At 73.9% G+C, this 23,887-nt stretch carries 20 protein-coding genes; 10 read left to right on the top strand and 10 right to left on the bottom strand.

The window, feature by feature from the left end; genetic code table 11:
* Positions 1-77: 77 nt before the first annotated feature.
* Complete coding sequence (locus FHS22_RS38820) at positions 78-1,076, bottom strand: MerR family transcriptional regulator (protein ID WP_184948755.1); 999 nt, start codon at positions 1,074-1,076, stop codon at positions 78-80.
* Positions 1,077-1,186: 110 nt separating this feature from the next.
* On the opposite strand from FHS22_RS38820, the gene FHS22_RS36415 reads away from it, so the two are divergent.
* The 3 genes from FHS22_RS36415 to FHS22_RS36405 are packed head-to-tail and all read left to right on the top strand — an operon-like array spanning position 1,187 to position 3,053.
* The gene (locus FHS22_RS36415; RefSeq protein ID WP_184948754.1) at positions 1,187-1,948 is read left to right on the top strand and encodes a MerR family transcriptional regulator; all 762 of its coding nucleotides are present in this window, start codon (positions 1,187-1,189) and stop codon (positions 1,946-1,948) included.
* 32 nt (positions 1,949-1,980) lie between these two features.
* Complete coding sequence (locus FHS22_RS36410; RefSeq protein WP_184948753.1) at positions 1,981-2,700, top strand: HAD family hydrolase; 720 nt, start codon at positions 1,981-1,983, stop codon at positions 2,698-2,700.
* A gap of 47 nt (positions 2,701-2,747) precedes the next feature.
* Positions 2,748-3,053 carry a DUF3817 domain-containing protein gene (locus tag FHS22_RS36405; RefSeq protein WP_184948752.1) on the top strand — a complete coding sequence of 102 codons (306 nt, stop codon included), beginning with the start codon at positions 2,748-2,750 and terminating at the stop codon, positions 3,051-3,053.
* Positions 3,054-3,138: 85 nt separating this feature from the next.
* On the opposite strand, the gene FHS22_RS36400 is transcribed toward FHS22_RS36405, so the two are convergent.
* The 4 genes from FHS22_RS36400 to FHS22_RS36385 form a co-directional block, all read right to left on the bottom strand.
* Entirely contained in the window at positions 3,139-4,149 is a 1,011-nt protein-coding gene (locus tag FHS22_RS36400) for a DUF4037 domain-containing protein (RefSeq protein ID WP_338048119.1), read from the bottom strand.
* Between the two features lie 140 nt (positions 4,150-4,289).
* Positions 4,290-5,042, bottom strand: a complete 753-nt coding sequence (locus FHS22_RS39505) for a GNAT family N-acetyltransferase (RefSeq protein ID WP_221474567.1) — start codon at positions 5,040-5,042, stop codon at positions 4,290-4,292.
* 6 nt (positions 5,043-5,048) lie between these two features.
* A complete protein-coding gene (gene purB, locus FHS22_RS36390; RefSeq protein WP_184948751.1) occupies positions 5,049-6,479 on the bottom strand; it encodes an adenylosuccinate lyase in 1,431 nt (476 codons plus the stop codon).
* Positions 6,480-6,681: 202 nt separating this feature from the next.
* Positions 6,682-9,942: an efflux RND transporter permease subunit gene (locus FHS22_RS36385; RefSeq protein ID WP_184948750.1), complete on the bottom strand. Its 3,261-nt coding sequence runs from the start codon at positions 9,940-9,942 to the stop codon at positions 6,682-6,684.
* Positions 9,943-10,061: 119 nt separating this feature from the next.
* Here FHS22_RS36385 and FHS22_RS36380 point away from each other — a divergent pair, with 119 nt between their 5' ends.
* From FHS22_RS36380 to FHS22_RS36370, 3 genes are all read left to right on the top strand, one after another.
* A complete protein-coding gene (locus FHS22_RS36380) occupies positions 10,062-10,544 on the top strand; it encodes a MarR family winged helix-turn-helix transcriptional regulator (RefSeq protein ID WP_184948749.1) in 483 nt (160 codons plus the stop codon).
* 14 nt (positions 10,545-10,558) lie between these two features.
* Positions 10,559-11,332, top strand: coding sequence for an SDR family NAD(P)-dependent oxidoreductase (locus tag FHS22_RS36375; protein ID WP_184948748.1), 774 nt, complete (start codon positions 10,559-10,561; stop codon positions 11,330-11,332).
* 90 nt (positions 11,333-11,422) lie between these two features.
* The gene (locus FHS22_RS36370) at positions 11,423-12,586 is read left to right on the top strand and encodes an MFS transporter (RefSeq protein ID WP_184948747.1); all 1,164 of its coding nucleotides are present in this window, start codon (positions 11,423-11,425) and stop codon (positions 12,584-12,586) included.
* A 132-nt stretch (positions 12,587-12,718) separates the two neighbouring features.
* On the opposite strand, the gene FHS22_RS36365 is transcribed toward FHS22_RS36370, so the two are convergent.
* From FHS22_RS36365 to FHS22_RS36350, 4 genes are all read right to left on the bottom strand, one after another.
* The gene (locus FHS22_RS36365) at positions 12,719-15,865 is read right to left on the bottom strand and encodes a BTAD domain-containing putative transcriptional regulator (protein ID WP_184948746.1); all 3,147 of its coding nucleotides are present in this window, start codon (positions 15,863-15,865) and stop codon (positions 12,719-12,721) included.
* Positions 15,866-16,064: 199 nt separating this feature from the next.
* A complete protein-coding gene (locus FHS22_RS39085) occupies positions 16,065-16,541 on the bottom strand; it encodes a pyridoxamine 5'-phosphate oxidase family protein (protein ID WP_184948745.1) in 477 nt (158 codons plus the stop codon).
* 121 nt (positions 16,542-16,662) lie between these two features.
* On the bottom strand, positions 16,663-17,328 hold the full coding sequence (locus FHS22_RS36355; RefSeq protein WP_184948744.1) for a LysE family translocator: 666 nt from the start codon (positions 17,326-17,328) through the stop codon (positions 16,663-16,665).
* Between the two features lie 114 nt (positions 17,329-17,442).
* Positions 17,443-18,426, bottom strand: coding sequence for a helix-turn-helix transcriptional regulator (locus FHS22_RS36350; RefSeq protein ID WP_184948757.1), 984 nt, complete (start codon positions 18,424-18,426; stop codon positions 17,443-17,445).
* A gap of 56 nt (positions 18,427-18,482) precedes the next feature.
* Between FHS22_RS36350 and FHS22_RS36345 the strand changes: the two genes are divergently transcribed.
* The gene (locus FHS22_RS36345; RefSeq protein WP_184948743.1) at positions 18,483-19,241 is read left to right on the top strand and encodes a DeoR/GlpR family DNA-binding transcription regulator; all 759 of its coding nucleotides are present in this window, start codon (positions 18,483-18,485) and stop codon (positions 19,239-19,241) included.
* A gap of 60 nt (positions 19,242-19,301) precedes the next feature.
* Positions 19,302-20,540 (top strand): MFS transporter, encoded by a 1,239-nt coding sequence (locus tag FHS22_RS36340; protein ID WP_184948742.1) that lies wholly within the window; start codon positions 19,302-19,304, stop codon positions 20,538-20,540.
* 22 nt (positions 20,541-20,562) lie between these two features.
* On the opposite strand, the gene FHS22_RS36335 is transcribed toward FHS22_RS36340, so the two are convergent.
* Complete coding sequence (locus FHS22_RS36335) at positions 20,563-21,327, bottom strand: TSUP family transporter (protein WP_184948741.1); 765 nt, start codon at positions 21,325-21,327, stop codon at positions 20,563-20,565.
* A 119-nt stretch (positions 21,328-21,446) separates the two neighbouring features.
* Between FHS22_RS36335 and FHS22_RS36330 the strand changes: the two genes are divergently transcribed.
* Together FHS22_RS36330 and FHS22_RS36325 are read left to right on the top strand one after the other, a co-directional pair.
* Complete coding sequence (locus FHS22_RS36330) at positions 21,447-22,700, top strand: sensor histidine kinase (RefSeq protein WP_338048118.1); 1,254 nt, start codon at positions 21,447-21,449, stop codon at positions 22,698-22,700.
* Between the two features lie 167 nt (positions 22,701-22,867).
* A partial coding sequence (locus FHS22_RS36325) for a hypothetical protein (protein WP_184948740.1) occupies positions 22,868-23,887 on the top strand: 1,020 nt, incomplete at its 3' end.

Genomic DNA, 23,887 nt, shown 5'->3' with positions numbered 1-23,887 from the left:
GGATCGCGCGTGTGTTCCCATCCCTGCGGCACCGTGCCGCGTTTCCTCCCCACGCCTGAAGGCGGGGGTCTCCACGCTCAAAGGAGATTCGATGAAAGCTCCTCCAGCCGGATCATCAGGTCGGTGACCAGCCGCTCGGGCGACGTGGTGACCGGGTCGGTCAGGTAGACCTCGCGGACGGGGCCGCGCGTGGGCAGCCCGCGCTCGGCGCACCAGGCGAAGAGCGCGTGGTAGGCCAGGGTGACCTGGTCGTACGGGCCGACGTGAGTGACGCGGGCGAAGCTCCCGCCGGGCAGCACGCCCAGGACGGTCCCCGGCGGCGGGCGCAGCCCGCCGGGCGCGTCCGTGCGGCCGGGCGCTCCGACGGTCCCGGAAAGGCCGGGAGCGAGATCCAGGGCGACGGCGACGGGCAGCGACCCGTCCAGTTCGACGGGGAACAGGCCGATCAACCGCACGGGACCGGGATCCCGCCCACCGGTATCGGCGGCCGGTACCTCGGCGTTCCGGCCGCTCCGGCCACCGTGACCGCTCTGGAACGCCGGATCTTCCAGGGCGGTGCTCCCGCTCCGGGAGCGGCTGCCGCCGTCGGCCGGCAGCAGCCGCGCCACGCACGAGGAGACGGCCCGGCCGATGTCCTGGACGGAGGCGGCCACGTCCCGGGCCAGCACGACCCGGCGGGCCGGTTCGGCGACGACCTCGACCGGCGCGGCGGGAATCCCCCGCAGCAGGACCTGCTCCAGGGTGGCGAGGGTACGGCGGCGCCGCGCCAGCTCGGCCTCCAGGTCGTCGCGGACCCGGCCCAGCGCCCGGACCTGCGACGGGCCGGAGGCCGTACCGGACAGCACCTCGCCGATCGCGGCCAGCGGCACGTCCAGGGAGCGCAGCAGCCCGATCGAGAGCGCCTCGCGTGCCTGCCCGGCCCGGTAGTAGCGGTAGCCGGTGTCCGGATCCACCCACGCCGGCGTCAGCAGCCCCAGCTCGGCGTAGTTGCGCAGCTGCTTGACGCTGAGCCGGCACAACCGCGCGAACCGGCCGATCGGCAGCAGGTCCCCGCCGCGTCCCCGTTCCTCGTTCACACCCCCAGCATGGCCTCTCCTCCCGGGGGGAGAGACGGCGATAATCCGGGTTGACCCTCACGTAGCGGGAGGCCGCACGCTGGAGCGCGTAAGGGAAAGGGGGAACGGCCATGGGTTACTCGGTCGGGCAGGTGGCCCGTCTCGCCGGAGTGACGGTGCGCACGCTGCACCACTACGACGAGATCGGGCTGATGTCGCCCGGGCAGCGCACGGCGTCGGGCTACCGGCGCTACACCGACGCCGACCTGGAACGGCTGCAGCACGTGCTGTTCTACCGGGAGCTCGGCTTCCCCCTCGAAGAGATCGCGGTCATCCTCGACGAACCGGGCAGCGACACGCTGACGCACCTCAAGCGCCAGCACGAGCTGCTCAACCGGCGCATCGGCCGGTTGCGGGAGATGGCCGCGGCGGTCGAACGCGCCATGGAGGCGAACACGATGGGAATCTCACTGACACCGGAGGAGCGTTTCGAGATCTTCGGTGACTTCCGGCCCGAGGAGCACGAGGCCGAGGCCGAGGAGCGCTGGGGCGGCACCGAGGCGTTCGAGCAGTCGCGGCGCCGCATGGGAAAGATGACCAAGGACGACTGGGCGCGGTTCGCGGCCGAGGCCGCCCGGACGACCGAGGCCTTCGCCGAGGCGTTCACCGGAGGGCTGCCCGCCGACGGCGAGCGGGCCATGGAGCTGGCCGAGGAGCACCGGGCGCACATCACCCGCTGGTGCTACGACTGCACCTACGAGATCCACCGCGGCCTGGGCGACATGTACGTGGCCGACGCGCGATTCGCGGCCAACTACGAGCCGCACGCGGCCGGCCTGACCCAGTACATCCGCGACGCGATCCACGCCAACGCCGACCGCGCCGAGTCCTGACCGCCGGGCGTCCGCTCTGCGACGATCGCCGTATGATCCGCGCGATCCTGTTCGACCTGGACGGCACACTGATGGACCACCGCGGCGCGGCCGACCGCGCCGCGGTGGCGTGGGTGGGCGGCCTGGCGCCCGGCCACCCCCGGCTGGGAGAGGTTCCCGGGCTGTGGCGGCGCCTGGAGGAGGAGCACATCGCCGGCTGGCAGGCGGGCGAGTGCTCCTTCGCCGAACAGCGCCGCCGCCGCGTGCGCGGCCTCTGCTCCGAGCTGGGCCTGCCCCGGCCCGCCGACGCCGACGCCTCCTTCGCCGTCTTCCTGGATCACTACCGGGAGCGGTGGCGGGTCTTCCCCGACGTCACCGAGACCCTGACGGCCCTGACCGCGCGCGGCGGCCTGCGGCTGGGCGTGCTGACCAACGGCGAGGCGTCCGTGCAGGCGGCCAAGCTGGCCCGGATCGGTCTGGCGGGGCTGCTGGACCCGGTGCTCACCGCCGACCTGCTGGGGGGTCACTTCAAGCCCGCCCGCGACTGCTACCTGAACGCGGCGCGGCTGCTGGGCCTGGAGCCGGGGCAGGTGCTGGTGGTGGGCGACGACGTCGCCGCCGACGTGACGGGGCCGCGCGCGGCCGGGATGGGCTCGGTCTGGCTCGACCGTGACGGCGCCGGATACCCCGGCCTGCCTCCGGACGTGCCCCGCATCACCCTACTGGCGCAGTTGCCCGCCCTTCTGGCGGGGACCACGACGACCTGCCCGTAGGCTTGGGAGCCGTTTCCCCGAGGTCCCGAAGAAAGGGTGGCCCCGTCGTGCCCACCGTACTGCGCCTATTCCGTTATGTCGCGATCGCTGAGGCGTGCTCGTGGGCCGGGCTGCTCGTCGGCATGTACTTCAAGTACGTCGCCGCCACCGGTGACCTCGGCGTGAAGATCTTCGGTCCGGTCCACGGCGCGCTGTTCGTGCTGTACGTCGCCGGGGTGCTGGCCGCGGCCCGCACGGCCCGGTGGGGCCTCGGCGCGGTCGTGCTCGGCCTGGCGTGCGCGGTGCCCCCGTTCACCTCGCTGTGGTTCGAGCGCCGTCAGCTCTCCCGCTTCCGCGAGCCCGTCGCCGTCTGACGATCCCTCGTCCCCGGCCGGGTCCCCGGGCACCCCCCCGGACCCGGCCCGCGGGTGCCCGCCGCGGCCCGAGCGGGCGCGCGGATCACAGCTCCAGTACGGCGCGCATCACGGCGCGGCACCGGTCCGGACGGGTGAGCAGGTCGGTGGAGTCGGCGAACTGGTCGATCGATCCGACCGGCGGCAGCGCCGCCACGGCCGGGTCGGCGATGGAGGCCGTCAGCGCGTCGGCGAACCGCTGGGCGCCGATGACCTGGAAGGGCCGCGCGTGGTAGGCGCGCAGGGAGGTCTCCAGCGGATCGGTCAGGCCCAGCCGGTTGTGCAGGGCGGCCATCCGCTCGTAGGCGCGGCCCAGGTGCCGTTCCCGTTCCCGCCAGTCGGCGGCGGCCAGCGCCGCCGCGAGCGAGTCGCCCGGTTCGGCCGAGCCGGGCAGGCGGGTGAAGGCGCTGCCGAGCCACTTTGAATAGGGCGGGTAGCGGCGGCGCATCAGCAGGCCCAGCCGCATCACCTCGCGCGCCAGGCGGGCGGTCACGGCGGCCGAGCCCAGGTCGTCGCCGACCTCGCCGCACCGCCCCGGGAACGCCTCCTCCTGCGCCAGGCGCCGCCACTGCGCGGCCAGCACGTGCCTCCACAGGTCGCCGGGGTACCAGCGCAGCGCGGCGCGTGCCCGCTCCAGCACGCCCAGCCCGTCGTGGAAGACCTCCCCGCTGGTGACCTCGGCCAGCCGCTGCCAGGGGGCCGAGAGCCAGTCCAGGACGGTGGGCGCGGCGGGTCCGCCCGGATCGAAGCCGAGCCGCGCGGCGAACCACCGCTCCGGCTCGGCGACCTCGACGCCGTGCCTGCCGCCGAAGACGGTCGGGTAGCCGCCGAAGACCGCGGGAAGGCGCCGCTCGACCGCCTGCCGTACCTCCCCGGCCCGGTCGGAGGCGGCGAACAGCACCACCCGGGGACCCCAGTCGTGGTCGGTGGAGCGTTCGGTGTCGAACGCCAGGACCTCCGAGCCCGCGCCGATCAGTGCGGCGCTGTGCGGCACCCCGGCGACGACGGGCCGTACGACCTCGGTGTAGAAGTCACGCGAGAGCTCTAAACCAGGCACAAAACTGGACATCATTTCGTCCACTCTGCCCGGCGTCCCTCCCCCGCGCACCCGGTTTTCCCGCCCGGCCGCGCAGCTCGCGCTCCCCTTCCGGTACGGCGCCCGGCGGCGGTGGGCGCGGCCCCCGTCCGCGGGACGTCCTACGCCGGCGTCGCGGCGGCGACCGGGCGGATCCGCATGCCCAGCCGCTCGTAGACGCGGATGGCGCCCGCGTTGCCGGTGTCGACCATCAGCGCGACCCGGCCGTGCTCGGCGGCCAGCGCGCCGAAGACGAACCGGCACACCGCCTCCCCCAGCCCCCGGCCGCGCAGGGCGGGTGCGGTGGCCACCCCGGCGACGAAACCGACCGCCGGCGCCGACCAGGCGTCGGCGGCGGTGGCCACGAGCGTCCCGGCGGCGTCCCGCAGCCCGGCCCAGCGGCGGATCCCCGGCAGTCCCGGCACCGCCCACGCCGACGGCGAGGCCTCGGCCAGCAGCCGCGTCACCTCGCCATCCGCGCCGGGAGCCAGCCAGCCCACCGCCCCGTCCGGGGCGGGAGGCGGCGGGACGCTCCCGGCGGTCTCCATCCACTCGAAGGTGCCCAGGATCTCCGCCCCGGGCAGCCGCCGTACCACCTCGGTGACCAGCGGCCGCTCACCCAGCAGCCGGTAGGACGGGCCCAGCTCCGGCAGCACCCGCCGTACCAGCTCGGCCGCCTCCGGCGCGCCCCCGCACACGGTCAGGCGGTCGCGGCGGTTCAGGCCGGGGCTGGCCACGGCCACCGCTCCGTCCAGCGCCCACGCCCGCACGCCGCCGCGCAGCCCCTGCGCGGCCCACCCGACCATGGCGTCGCCCCCGGACGCGGCGGCCACCTCCCGGACGCCGGTCAGCTCCCGGACGCGGGTCGGCTCCACGGGCGGCTACAGGATCGCGCCGGGCGCGTACGCGGCGGCCTGCGGGTGGCGGTCGGCGATCTCCCCGACCCGCGCCACGACCGCCTCGACCTGATCTGCCGCGGCGCCGGTGAACACGATCCGGTCGGCCAGCAGCGCCTCCAGGCCGGCCCGGTCCAGCGGGAAGCGCTCGTCGGCCGCCAGCCGCTCCAGCAGCTCGTTGCCGGCCCCGCGCTCGCGCATCGCCAGCGCCGACGCCACCGCGTGCTCCTTGATCAGCTCGTGCGCGGTCTCCCGGCCCACCCCGGCCCGCACCGCGGCCATCAGCATCTTCGTCGTCGCCAGGAACGGCAGGTACCGGTCCAGCTCGGCGGCGATCACCGCGGGGAACGCGCCGAACTCGTCCAGGACCGTCAGCATCGTCTCCACCAGCCCGTCGAAGGCGAAGAACGCGTCCGGCAGCGCCACCCGGCGCACCACCGAGCACGACACGTCGCCCTCGTTCCACTGGTCCCCGGCCAGCTCGGCGGTCATCGACGCGTACCCGCGCAGGATCACCGCCAGCCCGTTGACCCGCTCGCACGAGCGGGTGTTCATCTTGTGCGGCATCGCCGAGGAGCCGACCTGGCCCTCGGCGAAGCCCTCGGTGACCAGCTCGTGCCCGGCCATCAGCCGGATCGTCTTGGCCAGCGACGACGGCGCGGCGGCCAGCTGCACCAGCGCCGTCACCGCCTCGTAGTCAAGCGAACGCGGGTAGACCTGCCCGACGCTGGTGAAGCGGCGGGCGAAGCCCAGGTGGCCGGCGACCCGGTCCTCCAGCTCCGCCAGCTTGGCGCGGTCGCCGCCCAGCAGGTCCAGCATGTCCTGCGCGGTGCCGACCGGCCCCTTGATCCCGCGCAGCGGGTAGCGGGCGATCAGCTCCTCCAGCCGGGAGAACGCCACCAGCAGCTCGTCGGCGGCCGAGGCGAACCGCTTGCCCAGCGTCGTCGACTGCGCGGCCACGTTGTGCGAGCGGCCGGCCATCACGGTGCCCGAGTGCCCGGCGGCCAGCGCCGCCAGCCGGGCCAGCAGCGCCACGCACCGGTCGCGCACCAGCAGCAGGCTGTCGCGGATCTGCAGCTGCTCGACGTTCTCGGTCAGGTCCCGCGAGGTCATGCCCTTGTGCACGTGCTCGTGGCCGGCCAGCGCGTTGAACTCCTCGATGCGGGCCTTGACGTCGTGGCGGGTGACGCGCTCGCGTTCGGCGATGGAGGCCAGGTCGACCCGGTCCAGCACCTTCTCGTAGTCGTCCACCACCCCGGCGGGGACCTCCACCCCCAGCTCCGCCTGGGCGGCCAGCACGGCCAGCCACAGGCGCCGCTCGGCCACCACCTTGTACTCGGGGGACCACAGGTGGGCCAGCTCCGCCGAGGCGTAGCGGCCGGCCAGGACGTTGGGGATGCGAGGCTTGGCAGTCACGTTGCCGCAGTCTATCGAGGTCCCCGCACCCGTCACGCCCGCCCCCTCCCCGCCGGCTCCCGCCGCGCCGCGCGCCGCCGTCCCGGCCGCCGCAGAGAAGCGCTGCCGGGACCGCAGGGGAGTCACCGGCGCCCGGAGACGGCGGATCGCCGTACGGCGGGCGATGCCGCCGTACGGCGATCCGGGGGCGAGGGCCCGCGTGCTACTTGACCGGGGCCAGGTCGCTCTTGTCGTAGACCTTCACCTCGGGCTCCTGCCCGCCGCCCTTGGAACCGCGGCGGAAGCGCTCCTTCGTCCGCTCCAGCATCACGTACAGGGTCGGCACCAGCACCAGCGTCAGCAGCGTCGACGAGAGCAGGCCGCCGATCACCACGATGGCCAGGGGCTGGGAGATGAACCCGCCGGAACCGGTCAGGCCGAGCGCCATCGGGATCAACGCGAAGATCGTCGCCACCGCGGTCATCAGGATGGGCCGCAGGCGGCGCCGGCCGCCCTCGATGACCGCCTCGACGATGCCCAGGCCCTGCGCGCGGTACTGGTTGATCAGGTCGATCAGCACGATCGCGTTGGTCACCACGATGCCGATCAGCATCAGCATGCCGATCAGCGCGGGCACGCCCATCGGGGTGCCGGTGGCCAGCAGCAGCCCGAGCGCGCCGGTCGCCGCGAACGGGATGGACACCAGCAGGATCAGCGGCTGGGCGAAGCTCCGGAACGTGGCCACCATGATCATGAAGACGATCGCGATGGCGGCCAGCATCGCCAGCCCCAGCTGCCCGAACGCCTCGGCCTGGTCGGCGCTCACGCCGCCGATCTCGTAGGAGGCCCCGGCCGGCAGGGACAGGCCCTTGAGCTTCGTGTCCAGCGCCGTCGTGACGGCGCCCAGGTCGCTGGCCGTGGCCGTGCCCGAGACCGTCGCGCTGCGCTCGCCGTCGATCCGGGTCACCTGGGTGGGCCCGCCGACCTTCTTCACCGACGCCACGTCCGCCAGCTCGACCAGGCCGGTCGCGGTCGGCAGCTTCAGCTCGCGGATCTCCGCCACGTCCTGAGGCGCGTCACCGCTGCGCAGGACCACGTCGCCGGTCTGCCCGTCCAGCGTCATCTCGCCCAGCGGCGCGCCGCGGAACTGCTGCGCCACGATCTGCCCGATCACCGACTCGCTCAGCCCCTTGGCCGCGGCCTTCTCCCGGTCGACCTGGACCTCGACCCGCTCGGCGCTGGCCGCCAGGTTGGAGGCGACGTCGCGCAGCCCGTCCAGCTCGGCCATCGCGCCGCGCACGGTCTCGGCGGCCGTCTTCAGCGTCGCCAGGTCGGGCGCCTGCACGATGACCTGGAGCTGGTTGGTGGAGCCGCCGCCCATGCCGCCGCCGTTCCCGCCCACGGTGATCTCACCGGCGTCCGGCAGCGCCTTGAGCTTCTCGCGCAGCGTCTCCTCCAGCGCCGGGGTGTCGGTGTCCTCGGACACGGTCACCGAGTAGGAGGCGCGGTCGCCGCCGCCGCCCGTCGCGCCGCCCATGAACCCGCCGCCGCCGCCGATGTTGACCTGGTAGGACTGCACGCCCTGGCTCTTGAGCCCGGCGAGCACCTCCTCGACCTTCCCGGCCGCCGCGTCCGTGGTCGCCAGGTCGGTGCCGACCGGCATCTTCTGGCTGATGGAGATGGTGTCCTGCCCGGAGGAGTCCAGGAAGTTGGTCTCCAGGCGGCCGGCCAGGCCCACCGTCCCGACGAACACCACGATGCCGATCAGCACCGTCACCAGGCGCCGCCGGGTCGCGAACCGCAGCACCGGCAGGTAGGCGCGCTGCAGCGGGCTGCGCAGCTCCTTGGCCTCGGCCTCCTCGCGGGCCGCGCGCACCTGCTCCGGGGCGAGCGCCGGGGCCTTCAGGAACCAGTACGCCAGCACCGGGATCACCGTCAGCGAGACCAGCAGCGAGGCCAGCAGCGCCACCGTCACCGTGATCGCGAACGGCGCGAACAGCTGCCCCACCATGCCGCCGACCACCGCGATCGGCGCGAACACCGCCACCGTCGTCAGCGTCGAGGCCGTCACCGCGCCGCTCACCTCGCGCACGCCCGCCAGCACGGCGTCACGCTTGGCCTCGCCGTACTCCAGGTGCCGCTTGATGTTCTCCAGCACCACGATCGAGTCGTCCACCACGCGGCCGACCGCGATCGTCAGCGCGCCCAGCGTCAGCATGTTCAGCGAGTAGTCGCCCAGCCAGAGCGCGATCAGCGCGATCACCACCGAGAGCGGGATCGACACCGCCGTCACCAGCGTGGAGCGCAGCGAGAGCAGGAACACCAGGATGACCAGGACCGCGAAGACCAGGCCGAGCAGGCCCTCGGTGGTCAGGTCCTCGATCGAGCGCTCCACGTACGGCGCCTGGTCGAAGACGACCGTCACCTCCGAGGCGTCGCCGATCGCCCGGACGATCTCCGGCAGCTTCTCCCGCACGTCGTGCGAGATCGCCACCGCGTTGCCGTCGGGCGACATCGTGATCGACACGCCCAGGCTCGGCTCGCCGTTGGTACGGGTCAGCGAGGTGGCCGACGCCTGCTCGCGCTCCACCTCCGCCACGTCGCCGAGCCTGACCGGCTCGGGCGCGGCGGCGGGCCGCTGCTGCGGGGCCTGCTGCGCGGCCGTACGGCCGGGCACCTGGCGCCCCTGCTGGGCCTGGGCGGCCGGGTTCTGCCGGGCCTGGGCCGGAGCCTGGGCCGGAGCGGCGGGGGTGAGGTAGAGGTCCCGCAGTTCCTCGATGGAGTCGATCCTGCTGCCGACCTGCACGGTCAGCGACATGTTGTCCTCGGTGAGGCTGCCGGCCGGAATCGGCTGGCCGTTGGCGCGCAGCACCTCGGCGATCGCGGTCGGCTGCAGGCCGAGCAGGGCGAGCTTCTTGGCGTCCGGGGTGATGACCACGTTCTCCTCGCGGACGCCGGTCACCGTCACCTCGCTGACGCCCTCGACGCCCCGCAGCTCCGGAACCATGATCCGTTCGAGCTTGTCGGCCATCGCCCGCTCGTCGCCGCCGTCACCGACCGCCAGCACCAGGACCGGGATGTCGTCGGTGCCGCCCGCCAGCACCTGCGGGTCGACCCCCTCGGGCAGCTGCGCGTCGATCCGGGAGACCGCCTGCTGCATCTTGCTGACCGCAGCCTCGATGTCGGTGCCGTACTCGAACGCCACCTGGACCTGCGACATGCCCTCGCGGGAGGTGGAGGTCACCTCGGTGACCTCCGCGATGCCCTGGAAGCTGTCCTCGATCGGCTTGGTGACCTGCTCCTCGACGATCTCGGGAGAGGCTCCCAGGTACGGGGCCACCACGAACGCCCCCGGGAAGGAGAGCGAGGGCAGCAGCTGCTGTTTCAGCGACGGGATCGCGAAGGCGCCGAACGCGCTCAGCACGAGCGCGATCATTATGACGAGGCTGCGGTTGGCGAGGCTCAACCTGGCCAGGGCGGTCATGAGGACGGGCTCCTAGGGCAGGGGGACGTCACGTAAATTTCGCCCCAGACTAACACTTCGCCTCACGCGAATATTTAATGACGCCTTACAATCCTGATAACCTTCTCAGGAAGCGAGAGGTGAGTGTGGACGACGAACGCGAACGGCTGATCGATCAGATCGGCCAGATCCAGCGCGACCTGAGCAGATTCTTCGCCGAGAGCCCCAAGCACTCCTCCCCCCTCCTCGACTCCAACCTCACCATGCGCCAGCTCAAGGTCATCATGTTCCTGGCCGTCCGCGGCTCGGCCTCCGGGCAGGACATCGCCCACCACCTCGGCGTCGGCCCGGGCACCGTCACCGGCATCGTCGACCGCCTGATCGGCCACGGCCTCGTCACCCGCCGCGAGGACCCCCACGACCGCCGCGTGCGCCGGGTGGAGCTCACCCCCGAAGGGCTCACCCTCCTGGAGCGCATCTCCGAGGCGGGCGTCAGCGACTTCCGCCGCCTCCTCGAACACCTCGAGACCCGGCTCCTGCGCGAGCTGTGCACCGTGCTGGACGAGGTCCAGCACGTCGTCGCCGACCTCCGGGAAGACCCTCCCCCAACAAAGGTCGGATGATAGGTTTACGGGCTATGCCCGGATATCTCGACGACCTCTTCTCCCTCGACGGCCGCACCGCCCTCGTCACCGGCGGCAGCTCCGGCATCGGCTACGCCATCGCCGAGGCCCTCGGCCGCGCCGGCGCCCGCGTCGTCATCGCCGCCCGCCGCCCCGCCCTCCTCGCCACCGCCGTCGAGAACCTGCGCAGCCACGGCGTCCAGGCCACCGCCGTCAGCGCCGACCTCGGCCGGCGCGCCGACGTCACCCGCCTGTGCGAGCAGGCCACCGCCCCCTACGGCGAGATCGACATCCTCGTCAACGACGCCGCCAACAACATCCGCCGCCCCATGGCCGACCTCACCGACGACGACTACGAGCAGACCATCGCCGTCAACCTCACCGCCCCCTACCTCCTCGGCCGGCACCACGGCCCCCGCATGGCCGCCCGCGGCTGGGGCCGCATCATCAACATCGGCAGCCAGCAGTCCATCAGCGCCTTCGGCGACAGCGGCGTCTACGGCGTCTCCAAGGCCGCCATCGCCGGCCTGTCCCGGTCCCAGGCCGAGGCCTGGTCGTCCCGGGGCGTCACCAGCAACACGATCATCCCCGGCTTCGTCCTCACCCCCCTCACCGAACCCGCCCAGGCCGTCCCCGGCCGCGTCGAGGCCCTCGCCGCCCGCTCCATGACCGGCCGCAACGGCCTGCCCGCCGACTTCGCCGGTCTCGCCGTGCTCCTGGCGAGCCCCGCCGGCGCCTACATCACCGGCCAGGCCATCTGCGCCGACGGCGGCTTCTCGGTCCACTGACCGGCCCCACCAGGACACGGCCCCCGGCGCCCGGCATCCCGCCGATGGTTGAATGGCGACTCCAGCAGATCACCACCCCCGGGAACCCCCATGAGCACCGTCACGACCCAGCAGGCGGTCAACGCCCGCCGTGCCGTGTCCTACTTCTTCATCCTGCTCGGCACCGTCTCCGGCGTCTGGGCCGCCCGCATCCCCGCGGTCAAGAACAGCCTCGCCCTCACCGACGGCCAGCTCAGCTACGGCCTCCTGGCCGCCGCGGCCGGACTCGTCACCGGCATGCGCTTCGCCGGGCGCCTCACCGACCACCTGGGCAGCACCCGCGTCATCGTCCCCGCGGGCATCGGCACCGCCCTGGCCGTCATCCCCGCCGGCTACGCCCCCGACCTCACCGTCCTGTGCGTCGTCCTCTTCCTGTACGGGGTCGTCAACGCCTCGCTCGACGTCTCCATGAACGCCCACGGCGTCGAGGTCGAACGCGCCTACGGCCGCCCCATCATGTCCTCCTTCCACGGCATGTTCAGCATCGGCGGGCTCATCGGCGCCGCCATCGGCGGGCTCTTCGCCCTTCTCGGGCTCGGCGCCGGCACCACCCTCGCCGCCACCGCCGTCCCCCTCGTCCTGCTCTCCCTCTACGCCGGCCGCCACCTGCTGCCGGCGGCCGCGCCCGCCCACGCCTCCGGCGGAGGCACCGGCCGCGCCCCCTGGACCGGCTGGATCGTCCTCATGGGCGTCGTCGCCTTCGCCGGCCTCGTGGGCGAGGGGGCCGCCGTCGACTGGACCTCCGTCTACCTCTTCGAGGACCTGCGCGCCTCCGAGACCGTCGCCGCCCTCGGCTTCGCGGTCTTCTCCACCGCCATGACCGCCGGCCGCTTCGCCGGGGACCGCCTCGCGCTGCGCCACGGGCCCGTCCGCCTCGTCCGCGTCTCCGGCCTCGTCGCCGCCCTCGGCCTGGGCGCCGCCCTGCTCGTCGGCACCGTTCCCGTCGCCATCGCGGGATTCGCCCTGTTCGGCCTCGGCCTGGCCACCATCGTGCCCCAGGTCTTCTCCGCCGCCGGGAACCACGACCCCGCCCGCGCCGGGCAGGCCATCGCCCAGGTCGCCACCGTCGGCTACGCCGGCCTCCTCGCCGGTCCCGCGATCATCGGCGGCGTGTCCGAGCTCGCCGGCCTGCCCGCTGCCCTGGCCATCCCCGTCGCCCTGGCCGCCTTCATGGCCGCCTCCGCCGGCGCGCTGCGCCCCCGGCCGGCCGCGTAGCCCCGCCAGGCGGGCGACCGCAGCGGCGGCGCGGTCGGGGCCGGCGATGGGGCCGGGGGCGCGGGGATTCGCAGAGCGTCAGCCGTCCGCCCCGATCATCGAGGATCTGCGCGGGCTCCCGGGCTCCCGGGTTCACGGAGCGAGCGTGGTCTCGGCCAGCTCGTGCCAGTCCCGCCGCCGTCCGTCGCGGGCCGCCTCCGCGAACACGGTCTCGCCGAGGCGCCTCCGCGCCTCGGCGGTGATCCTGGAGACGTCCGGCTGCGAACGATCCGGTGTGCCGCGCACGCCCTCGCTCGCCGCGAGCAGTCGCACCGCCTGTTCGTACCGCCCCTGGCGCAGCGCGAGGTCCGCGACCCCGATCAGCATCTCGGCGATCGTCGGCGGATGCGCGTGCTCCATGGACCGGGCCGCGCGGAGCGCCTCGGCCCGGTACGCGCGGGCCTCCTCGAGATCCTCGGCGAGGTAGCCGTACAGGTGCATGGTCATGGCACGGACGGAGTCGACCGCCGCCATGCCGTCCAGCGCTCCCTGCACCGCGGCCAGGTGCTCGCGCGCCCTGTCCGGTTCGCCGCGCCAGCGCGCGAGCTGCGCCTTCGAGAGCGCCAGCTCGGCGAGCGCGTCCGGCCAGGCGATCCCGCCCGCGCACCGCTGCGCCTCCGCCATGGCGGAGGCACTGGACCGCTCGTCGCCGAGCAGCCAGTACAGCTGGGCCGACCGCGCCCGCACGCCGACCACGTCCTCGGTCGCGCCCACCTCGGTCAGCGCCACGACCGCCTCTTCGTAGTGCTCGCACGCACGCGCGAAATCGCCGCGCATGGCGAGCCGATCGGCCAGGAAGGTCAGCGCCGACGAGATCCCCATCCGCTCACCCAGCATCCGGAACTCGGCGAGAGCGGTCTCGGCGTCGGTGTCCACGTCGGTCTCGTCGCCGCCGAGCGTGAGCCGGAACCGGCCGCGGGTGAGCCTGGCCTGCGCGCGCACCCACGGATCGCCGTCGGCGATGAGCGGCTCGAACGCGGGCAGGAGCTCCGCGGGGCTCTTCAGCGTCAGCTCCAGCAGCCCGGCGAACCCGAGCAGCGGATGGCGGGACCCGCTGCGCCGGGCGAACCGGTGCGCCTCCTGGATCCACTCCCGCGCCCGGTACTGGTCGCCGCTGACCCCCGCGGTCACGAACAGCGTCACGATGAGGTACGCCATCGCCCGCACCTCGTCGGACACCTCACCGGGCAGCGAGGCCGCCGCGATGCTCAACTCGGCGCCCTCGGCCCTGTGCCCGCCGAGGTACCAGTAGTAGCCCGCGGCCGCGACCAGCCGCATCGCGTCCTGGGCCCGTCCCCCGGCGATCGCCCCGCGCAGGGCCGCACCGATGTTGTCGTGCTCGGCCCCGAGCGTGGCCAGCCATTCCAGCTGCTCGGCCCGGCGCAGGTGCGGCTCGGCGGTCTCGGCCAGCTCGGTGAAGTAGGCGAGGTGCGCCCGGCGCGTCGGCTCGCCTTCCCCGGCTTCGGCGAGCCGCTGCGCCGCGTACTCCCTGATGGTGTTGAGCATCCGGTAGCGCGGCGTGCCCTCGCCGCCGGTGAGCAGCAGCGACTTCTCGACCAACGCGGTCAGCACGTCGAACACCTGCTCCCCGGCGACCTCGTCCCCGCACACCCGTTCGGCCGCCTCCAGGCTCACCCCGCCGGAGAACACCGAGAGCCGTCGCAGCACGGTGCGCTCGGCCTCCGTCAGCAGGTCCCAGCTCCAGTCCACGACCGCGCGCAGCGTCTTGTGCCGGGGGAGCACCGTACGGCTGCCGCCGGTCAGCAGCCGGAACCGGTCATCGAGCCGGTGCGCCAACTGGTCGGCGGACATGGTGCGCAGCCGCGCCGCGGCCAGTTCGATCGCCAGCGGGATCCCGTCGAGCGCCCGGCAGATCCGCGCCATGGCCGACAAGGTGTGCGGGTCGGAGCCGATGTCCTTCCGCACCAGCTCCGCGCGGTCGCGCAGCAGCCGCACCGCGGGCGAGGATCCCGCTTCGGAGGGGCCGGCCCCCTTCGCGGGCAGCGCGAGCGGCTCGACCTGCCACAGCACCTCCCCGGTGATACCGAGCGGTTCCCGGCTCGTGGCCAGGATCCGCAGCCTCCGGCACTCCCCCAGAAGCCGGTCCGCGAAAGCCGCGGCCGCCTCGACCACGTGCTCGCAGTTGTCCAGGATCAGCAGGATCGTGCGCTCCCGGACCGCGACGATGAGCCGATCCATCGGTTCCCCGCCCCGCGCCTCACCCAGCAGCGCCTGGTCGCGCAGGCCGATCGCGCTGAGGGCGGCCTGCGCCAGCTCACCGCCCGACTGCACCGAGGCCAGTTCGACCAGCCACGCCCCGTCCGGCAGCTCGGCGAGCATCGTCCGCGCGGTCTCGGTGGCCAGCCTGGTCTTGCCGGAGCCGCCCGCCCCCGTCAGGGTGACCAGCCGGTGGTTCATGGCCAGCCCGGCGACCACGCCGATGTCGGCGTCCTTGCCGACGAAACTGGTCAGCTCGGCGCGCAGGTTCGTCCTGCGGTTCTCCGCCCGCTCGCCCAGCTCGCCGCGGAGCAGCGCGGTGTGCAGCGCGGACAGCTCGGCCGAGGGATCGACGCCCAGCTCCTCGGCGAGCCGTTCCCGCGTCCGCTGGTACAGGACCAACGCCTCGTTCCCGCGCCCCGCCTCGGCGAGCGCCCGCATCAGGGCCGCCACGAACCCCTCACGCAACGGATGGGCGGCGACCAGCTCGGTCAGCTCGGAGACCAGCTCCGAGCCCCGGCCGAGGCGGATGTCCGCGTCCACCCGGTCCCCGAGCGCGGCGACGTAGAGCTCGTCCAGGCGCGCGCCCGCGGCGTCGAACGCGTCGCTGTCCTGCAGCGCGATGTCCGCCATGGCCGTACCGCGCCACAGTGCCAGGGCCGAGCGCAGCAGCTCCGCCCGCGCCGCGGGCTCAGCGGCACGGGCCTGGCCGACCAGGTGCTCGAACCGGCACGCGTCAACGGCATCAGGAGCCACGGCCAGCCGGTATCCGCCGGAATCCGCCTCGATCGCACCGTCCGGCAGGACCCTGCGCAGCCTGGACACCAACGCCTGCAAGGCGTTCACCTCGTCCGAGGGCGGCCGCTGCCCCCAGATCCAGTCCACCAGCCTGGCGCGTGCGACGATCCGGCCGGGTTCGAGGGCGAGTGCGGCCAGCAGTGCGCGCAGCCGAACCCCGGGAACCTCCACCGCGGCCCCGTCGCGGTTCCTGACCTCGAACGGTCCGAGCAATCCGACTCTCACATCGGCAATTCTGCCGAACCGTGGTGAAACAGACTAATCATCACTGCTCATCACCACTGCGCGCGCACCGCCGGCATGCATCGGACCGTTGTCGCCGCAGGTCGGGCGGGTGCGCGGGATCTCCGGCGGAGGCGGGCCCGGCGCGACTCGTCCGGACGGCATCGTCACGTCCCTGACGCTGCCGGGCCCGCTTCTCCCGTCACTCGCGCCGGACCTCGCGCAGCCCCCGGCCCTCGTGCCACATCTGGACGACCAGGTGCGTCCCGCCCGTGGCCACGAAGGTGCGGACCACCTCGGCCACCTCGACCCGGAACAGATGCGCCCCCTGCTCCGACAGCCCGAACTCCTCCAGCACCTTCGGGTCGGTCACCTCCACCGCCCGCCCGGCCAGTTTCGCGTCGCCCGCCCACGCCGCCGGATCCGCGTCATCGGGGTCTTCGGACGCGCTGTGCAGCGCGACCCGCGGATCCCGGCGCAGGTCCTTCGCCTTCACCGCCCCCGGCATGGACCCCAGCCACAGCTCCCCGTCCTTGAACTGCGCCTCCGTCCCGCTGATGCGCGGCGAACCGTCCTTCCTGAGGGTGGCCATCGTCTTGTGCCGATGGGCGTCGAACAACTCGCGCACCCTGCCCGCGAACCCGGGTTCTTCCTTCTCGAACTCCTGCCAGGAAACCATGGGGTCATAGTGCACCCGGCCACCGACAGATCGGCCGCCGGCACCGGCCGGGGCGGACGGCCGGGGACCGGGCACAGGGGCGCGGCCTCCTGCGGGTTCCCGCGCCCCCGTCATCGAGTGATCATCGTGTCTCCACCGCCAGCCGCACGCCGAGGCCGATCAGCACGACGCCGGAGATCCGCTCCAGGCGGCGCCGTACGGCGGGCCGGCCGAAGAGCGTCCTGGCCCGTCCCACCGTCCAGATGAACAGCCCGTACCAGACCGTGTCCACCAGCACCCAGACCACCGCGAGCAGGACCAGGGTGAGCGGCACGTTCGCCCCCTCGGGTACGAACTGCGGCAGGAACGACATGGCGAACACCGCGGCCTTCGGGTTGGCCATGCAGGTGCTGAGCCCCAGCAGGTAGGAGCGGCGCCACCCTTCCCCGGCCGGACCGGCCGGCTCCTCCTGCCCCCTCTCCGCCGGCCGCGCGGGCTGCGCCGCCCGGGTCTCCCCGCCCCCCTGGCCTCCGCGCGCCTGCCGGATCGACTGCACGCCCATCACGACCAGGAAGCCGGCGCCGAGGATCCGCATCGCGTCGTAGGCGACCTCCGAGGCCAGGACCAGCGCCGACAGCCCGAAGGCGGCGGCCAGGGCCCACAGCAGGATGCCGGTCTCGTTGCCGAGCGTGGCGGCCGCTCCGGGCCCCCGCCCGGCGCGCAGGGTCTGGCGGAGGATCACGGCCGTGCTGACCCCGGGGATCATCGCGAGCAGGAAGCACGAGCCGACGAAGGCGACGAGGAACATCCCGACATCGTCGCCGCCCGGGGCGGGTCCCGCAATCTTTTTCCGCCCGCCGCCCGCCGGGCCCGTCACCCGGCCCGGTGGGCGGCCGCCGCACCGGGCGGGCGCGATCCCCCGCTACCCGCCGGCCCCGCCGTACAGCTCGCCGAGCCGGGCGACCGTCTCGGCCATCATGGCGCGCAGCCCGGCCGGTTCCAGGACCTCGACGTCGGTGCCCATGCGCAGCAGCAGCCAGTGGGCGTGCCTGACCGACTCGATCGGCAGGCGCAGCACCCGCCGGCCCTGCTCGTCGGGCGGCCCGGCTCCGGCCAGCGCGGCGTCGGCGGCATCGTCGCCGACCGTGACGCGCAGCAGCCTCTCGGCGCCGGGCGCCAGACGCACCCGCGCCTCCCCGGTGTACATGCGCTCGCGGAACTCCGCGGCGTAGTTCGTCCAGAACTCCGCCAGGTCGAAGTCCGCGGGCCGTTCGAACCGGTCGCCGGTCACCTCCGCGGCCAGGATCCGCGCCACCCGGTAGGTGCGCGGAGCACTGCCGCCGACGGCGGCCACCATGTACCACGACCCGCCCTTCAGGACCAGTCCGTACGGGTGCGCCAGGCGCTCCACGTCCTGCGGCCCCCAGCGGCGGTAGGTCATGCGCAGCGTCCGCTGCTCCCAGACCGCCTCGGCGGCCTCGGACAGGAACGGCGCCTCGTCGGCGCCGCGGTACCAGCCCGGGACGTCCAGGTGGAAGCGCTCGCGCATCCGCGCCGCGTGGAAGCGCGGCTCCGGCGGGAGCGCGGCCAGAAGCTTGAGCTCGGCGGCGGCCACGACCTCCCCCAGGCCGAGCTCGGCCGCCGGGCCGGGCAGTCCGGCCAGGAACAGCGAGGACGCCTCCTCGGCGGTCAGCCCGTTGAGCCGGGTGCGGTAGCCGTCCAGGAGCCGGTAGCCGCCGGCGGGCCCGCGGTCGGCGTAGACCGGCACCCCGGCCGACGACAGCGCCTCCACGTCCCGGTAGACCGTGCGGACCGAGACCTCCAGCTCCCGCGAGAGCTCGGCGGCGGTCACCCGCCCCCGGGTCTGCAGAAGCAGCAGAAGTGAGAGCAACCGGCTCGCGCGCATGCCCCCAGTCTCCCGCACGATTGCCTTCCTCACATCATCTGTGTTCAAATGAACTCATGGAAAGTTCGGACCGAATGCGGGCGATCATGTCCGCGCTCCGCGCCCACGACGCCGTCTCGGTGGCGGAGCTCGCCCTCGAGCACGCGGTCTCGGAGATGACCATCCGCCGCGACCTGGACGAGCTCGCACGCCAGGGCGTGGCCCGAAGGGTCCGCGGCGGAGCGGTGAGCCTGCTGCTGCGGGGCGAAGAGCCCCCCTTCGAGGTGCGCGAGCGCGAGGCGGTGGAGGCCAAGCAGCGGATCGCCGCCGAGGTCGCGGCGCTGCTCGCCGACGGTGAAGCCGTCCTGCTGGACTCCGGCACCACAGCCCTGGAGATCGCCCGCGTGATCCGTCACCGCCGCCTGACCGTCCTGCCGCTCTCCCTCCACTCGGCCCACGAGCTCGGCGCGGCCCCGCGCATCCGCCTGGTCCTGCCCGGCGGCGAGGTCCAGCCCGGCGAGCTCAACTTCACCGGCCCGCTGACCGAGGGCGCCATCCGGTCCCTGCGCTTCGACACCGCCGTCATCGGCTGCTGCGGCCTGTCCGCCGAGCACGGGCTGACCACCCACGACCTGGCGGAGGTCGCCGTCAAGCAGGCCGCCATCGCCTCCGCCCGCCGCGTCATAGCGGCCGCCGACTCCACCAAGTTCACCCGCACCGCCTTCGGCGCCGTCTGCCCTCTGGACCGCCTCGACCTGGTCGTCACCGACCCGGCGATCCCCCCCGCCGAGCACGACGCGCTCACCGCCGCCGGCGTCGCCGTCCGAACCGCCTGACCGGCCCCTCCTTCCCGCACCGTCCCGGTGCCCTCGTTTCCGGTGACCATTGGAGCCCCCTTGCCCCTCGTTTCCGGCGACCGGACCGCGCTGCGGCGCGGCACGGTCGCGGTCTACCTGCTGTTCCTTCTCTCCGGAACGGCGCTCGGCACGTGGACCGCCCGCATCCCGACGATCAAACAGGAGCTCGGCCTCGGTGACGGCCAGCTCAGCCTCGGGCTGCTCGGCATCGCCGCCGGGGCCATCACCGGCATGCAGGTGGTGGGCCGGCTGGTCGACCGCTTCGGCAGCGTCCGGGTGATGCTCCCGATGGCCTTCGCGCAGAGCGTCGTGCTGGTCCTCCCGGCCCTCGCCCCGAACCTCGCCGCGCTCGCCCTCGCCCTGTTCGCCTTCGGAGCGGTCCACGGCGTCCTCGACGTGGCGATGAACGCGAACGCCGTGGAGGTCGAACGCGCCGCGGACCGGCCGATCATGTCGTCCTTCCACGCGGTGTTCAGCATCGGCGGGTTCCTCGGCGCGACCGCCGGCGGCCTGCTCGCAACCGCCGGGCTCAGTCCCGCCGCCACCTTCCTCGCCGTCGCCGCCGCCATCACGGCCATGGCGCTGTGGGCCGCGCGCTGGGCCCTCACCCCGGAGGCGGTGCCCGCCGGGCCGCAGGAGAGCGCGGCCGGGCCGGGAGGCGGGCGCGGCGTGCTGCTCCTGGGCGTCCTGGCGTTCTGCTGCATGATCGGCGAGGGTGCCGCCGCCGACTGGAGCTCGGTCTACCTCCGCGAGGACCTGGAGAGCTCCGAATGGCTCGCCGCCGCCGCCTACGCGGCCTTCTCCATCATGATGACCGCCGGGCGCCTGGCGGGGGACCGGCTCACCTCCCTGCTGGGCCCGGTCGTCCTGGTCCGCGGGTGCGGTGTCCTGGCCGCCGCCGGCCTCGGCGCCTCCCTCCTCGCCGTCCATCCGCTCGCCGGTGTGATCGGCTTCGCCTGCTTCGGCGCGGGCCTGTCGTGCATCGTCCCGCAGGTCTTCTCCGCCGCGGGCCGTCGCGACCCCGCGCGGGCGGGTCAGGCCTTGGCGCGGGTGGCCAGTCTCGGCTACGCGGGCCTCCTCACCGGTCCGGTGCTGATCGGCGGGGCCGCGGAGCTGCTGGGCCTCCCCCGGGCGCTGGCGATCCCCGCCCTGCTGGCCTTCTTCGTGGCGCTGGCGGCTTCGGCCCTGCGCACCGGTGCGCTCTCTCCGGTCGGCTCTCCGGGCGCCCGCGATCTACCCGAGGGTGTGGGCGATCAACCGTCCGCCTTTACAAAGTAGACCAATTAGCCGGGTGCGGGGATCAAGCGTTCGCCTGGTCGATCCCCAGCTTGACCACCATCGCGATCACCACGCAGAGCAGGACGATCCGCACGAACTTCGCCCCCTTGCGCAGCGCCATCCGGGCGCCGAGCTGCGCTCCGGCGATGTTGCAGACGGCCATGCCCAGCCCCAGCGGCCACAGCACGTGCCCCTGGTAGGCGAAGACCAGCAATGCGCCGAGGTTCGTGCAGGAATTGATGATCTTCGAGTGGGCCGAGCCGCCCACGAAGTCCATGCCGAGGATCGTGGTGAACGCGATGATCAGAAAGGTTCCGGTGCCGGGGCCGAGGATGCCGTCGTAGAAGGCGATCCCGACCCCGGTCACGCCGACCGCGGCCAGGGTCCGGGCCCGGGTGCCCAGGTGGGGTGCGGGATGGGTGCCGAAGGCCGGGCGGAAGGTGACGAACAGCGCCACCGCCACCAGCGCGGCCATGACCAGGGGGATCAGCGCGTCCCTGGAGATCGCCGCCGCCGCCGACGCCCCCAGCCCGGCGGAGGCCAGCGCGGCCAGCCCCGCGGGGATCGCGACCCGCTTGTCGATCTTTGTGGTGACGGCGTAGGTGACGGCGGCGGAGGCCGTGCCGAAGACGGAGGCGAGCTTGTTGGTGGCCAGCGCCTGGACCGACGGCACCCCGGCGAGGAACAGCGCGGGAAGCTGCAGCAGCCCGCCCCCGCCGACCACGGCGTCGATCCATCCCGCTCCGGCCGCGGCCACCAGCAGCAGCACGATCTCCGCGATATCCATACATCCCCCGAAACGATCCGACCGCCGGGCAGAGCGTACCGGCGCTCCCTCCTGCGGGGGACGCCGCTCCCCCGCAGGCGCGAGTGCCCCTGCCTCCGCCGCCTGGGAGGATCGGTTCCGTGAGACGCGTCCTGGCTCCCCTGACCAGCATGACCACCTACCTGCGGTGGACGTGCCTGGTCCTGGGCGGGGCCCTGGCGACGCCGTACGTGATGGCCGGTTCGGTGGTCGACGGGCTGCTGAGGCTGCCGGATCCGGAGGGCTACCCGCTGCTGGTCAGGGATCCGGTCGTCTTCGCGGCCATGCTGCCGGTGATCGCCCTGACCGGGCTGTTCCTGCCGGTCCGCGGGCTGGAGCTGGCCGCCGCGCGGGGGCTGCTGGGCGCGGACGTCGGTCCGGCACCGCGGGAGGGGAAGCGGACCTGGGCCGAGCAGCGCCGCACCTCGGCCTGGTTCACCCTGCACCTGGGGATCGGCGCGGTGGTGGCGGGTGCGACACTCGCGCTGGTCCCGTTCGTCCTGTGGCTGTGCCTCCTGCCCCTGTTCGGCGACCCCGCCGGAATGCTGGGCGTCACGTTCGAGGCCGGCTGGGCCACCGCGTGGGGTCCTCCCGCGGGGATGGTCACGCTGGTCCTGCTCGTCTACGGGGCGGCGGGCGCGGGAGCCGTGCTGGCACGGCTCGCCCCGGCGCTGCTCGGTCCCTCACCCGCCGACCGGCTGGCCGCGCTGGAGGAGCACGCCCGGCGGCTGGCCTCACGCAACCGGCTGGCCCGGGAACTGCACGACTCGGTCGGGCACGCGCTCAGCGTGGTGACGGTGCAGGCGGGCGCGGCCGGAAGGCTGCTCGACCGCGACCCGGAGGCCGCGCGGACCGCGCTCGCCGCGATCGAGGAGTCCGCCCGGGCCGCGCTGGAGGATCTCGACCAGGTCCTCGGCGTGCTGCGCCGGGAGACCGGCCGGGAGGAAGGCGGCGACAGGAGCGGCGCCGAGGAGGGCGGGCACGGCCCGGCCCGGACCCTCGCCGACCTTCCCGAACTGGTCCGCGCGACCGGAGCCTCCGCCGAGGTCACCGGCGATCTGGGCACGGTGCCCGCCCTGGTCTCCCGGGAGGCCTACCGGATCGTCCAGGAGTCCCTGACTAACGCCGTCCGGCACGGCGCCCCGCCGGTCCGGCTGGCGGCGGCCGTACGGGACGACCGGCTGGAACTGCAGGTGCGCAACCCGGTCGGCGACCGGCCGGGACCGGGTGGCGGACGCGGGGTGGCGGGCATGCGGGAACGGGTGACGCTGCTGGGCGGCCGTATCGATGCGGGGGCGAGCGGCGGCGAGTGGCTCGTGACGGTACGGCTGCCGCTGCCCGGCGGCCGTACCTGATTCCTCCCGCCTTTTCCCTCAAGGACGGCGCCCGATGTCCGATCGGCATTCTGAAGTGGCTGAACCCGTCCCGCGGCCGGGCGGCGTCCCGGCGCGGCCCGCCTCCCGGGGGACCGCCGGCCCAGGACGGCGGGCGGGGCCGCCCCCGACGGAGCGAGAGAAGGAACATGAGCCGCACGTTCCCCGAAACCGCCCTGGCCGCCGGACCGGCCGTGACCCGCCTTGCGCGCGGACCGTACGGCTGGCTGGCGTTCCTCGTCGCGGGCGGGCTGCTGGCTCTCGGCGCGCCGTTCCTGGCCCGCCTCTCCCCCGCCCTGGACGTGCTCCCCTGGGTGGTGCTGCAGGGCGCGACGGCGCTGGCCGTCCTCACCGGGATCCGCCGGCACGGCCTGGGCCGGCTCTGGCCGTGGCGGCTGATCGCCGCCGCAACCGTGATCGCCTGGCTGGTGACGACCGCGGGCTGGGCGATCGGCTGGGTCTGGCTGGAGATCCGTCCCCTCCTCGACATCTACGAGCGCGTCGTCGTGGACTGCCGCATCCTGGGTCTGGTCGCGCTGGTGATGCTGGCCCGCCGTGAGCGCGGTTCACCCCATGCGGCCCTGCTGGACGCGGGCATCGTCACCGTCGGCGTGGCCATGCCCTTCTGGGCCTTCCTGCTGCACCCCCTGCTCCACACCACCCGGAGCACCGGTCTGGACCTCGCCCTCGGGCTGGCCACTCCCGTCACCGACCTGTTCGTGCTCGGCCTTGCCGCGCGACTGGCCCTCGGCAAGGGGCGGGCTCCGTGGCTGATCCTGCTGAGCGCCTCCTACGGCATGCTGTTCATCGGCGACAGCGCCTACCTGCTCGACCAGATGGCGGGGCGTCCCGACGGCCCCGTCGCGACGGTCGGCTGGCTGGCCTGGTCGGTCCTGGTCGGCAGCGCCGCGCTGCACCCCAGCCTCGCCGACGCCGACGCGCCCGCACCCGACGTCTCCCGGCGGGGCCGGGTGACGATGTTCCTGATCCTGACGCTGCTCAGCCCGATGGTCTCGATGCTCGAGCTCACCGTCTTCCACGAGTACGGCCCCGAGACCGCGGACAAGATCCTGATCATGGGGTTGACGGTGCTGCTGGCCGTCCTGCTGGTCCTGCGCCTGAACACCGTCGCCCGCCTGGCCGAGACCCACGCCGCCGCCCTGGACCGC

It is taken from the genome of Thiemannella venezuelensis, from assembly GCF_014203605.1.
GTDB lineage: Bacteria > Actinomycetota > Actinomycetes > Streptosporangiales > Streptosporangiaceae > Planomonospora_A > Planomonospora_A venezuelensis.
Note: the sequence above shows the minus strand (reverse complement) of the source record. Positions and strands in the feature narration are given on the sequence as shown.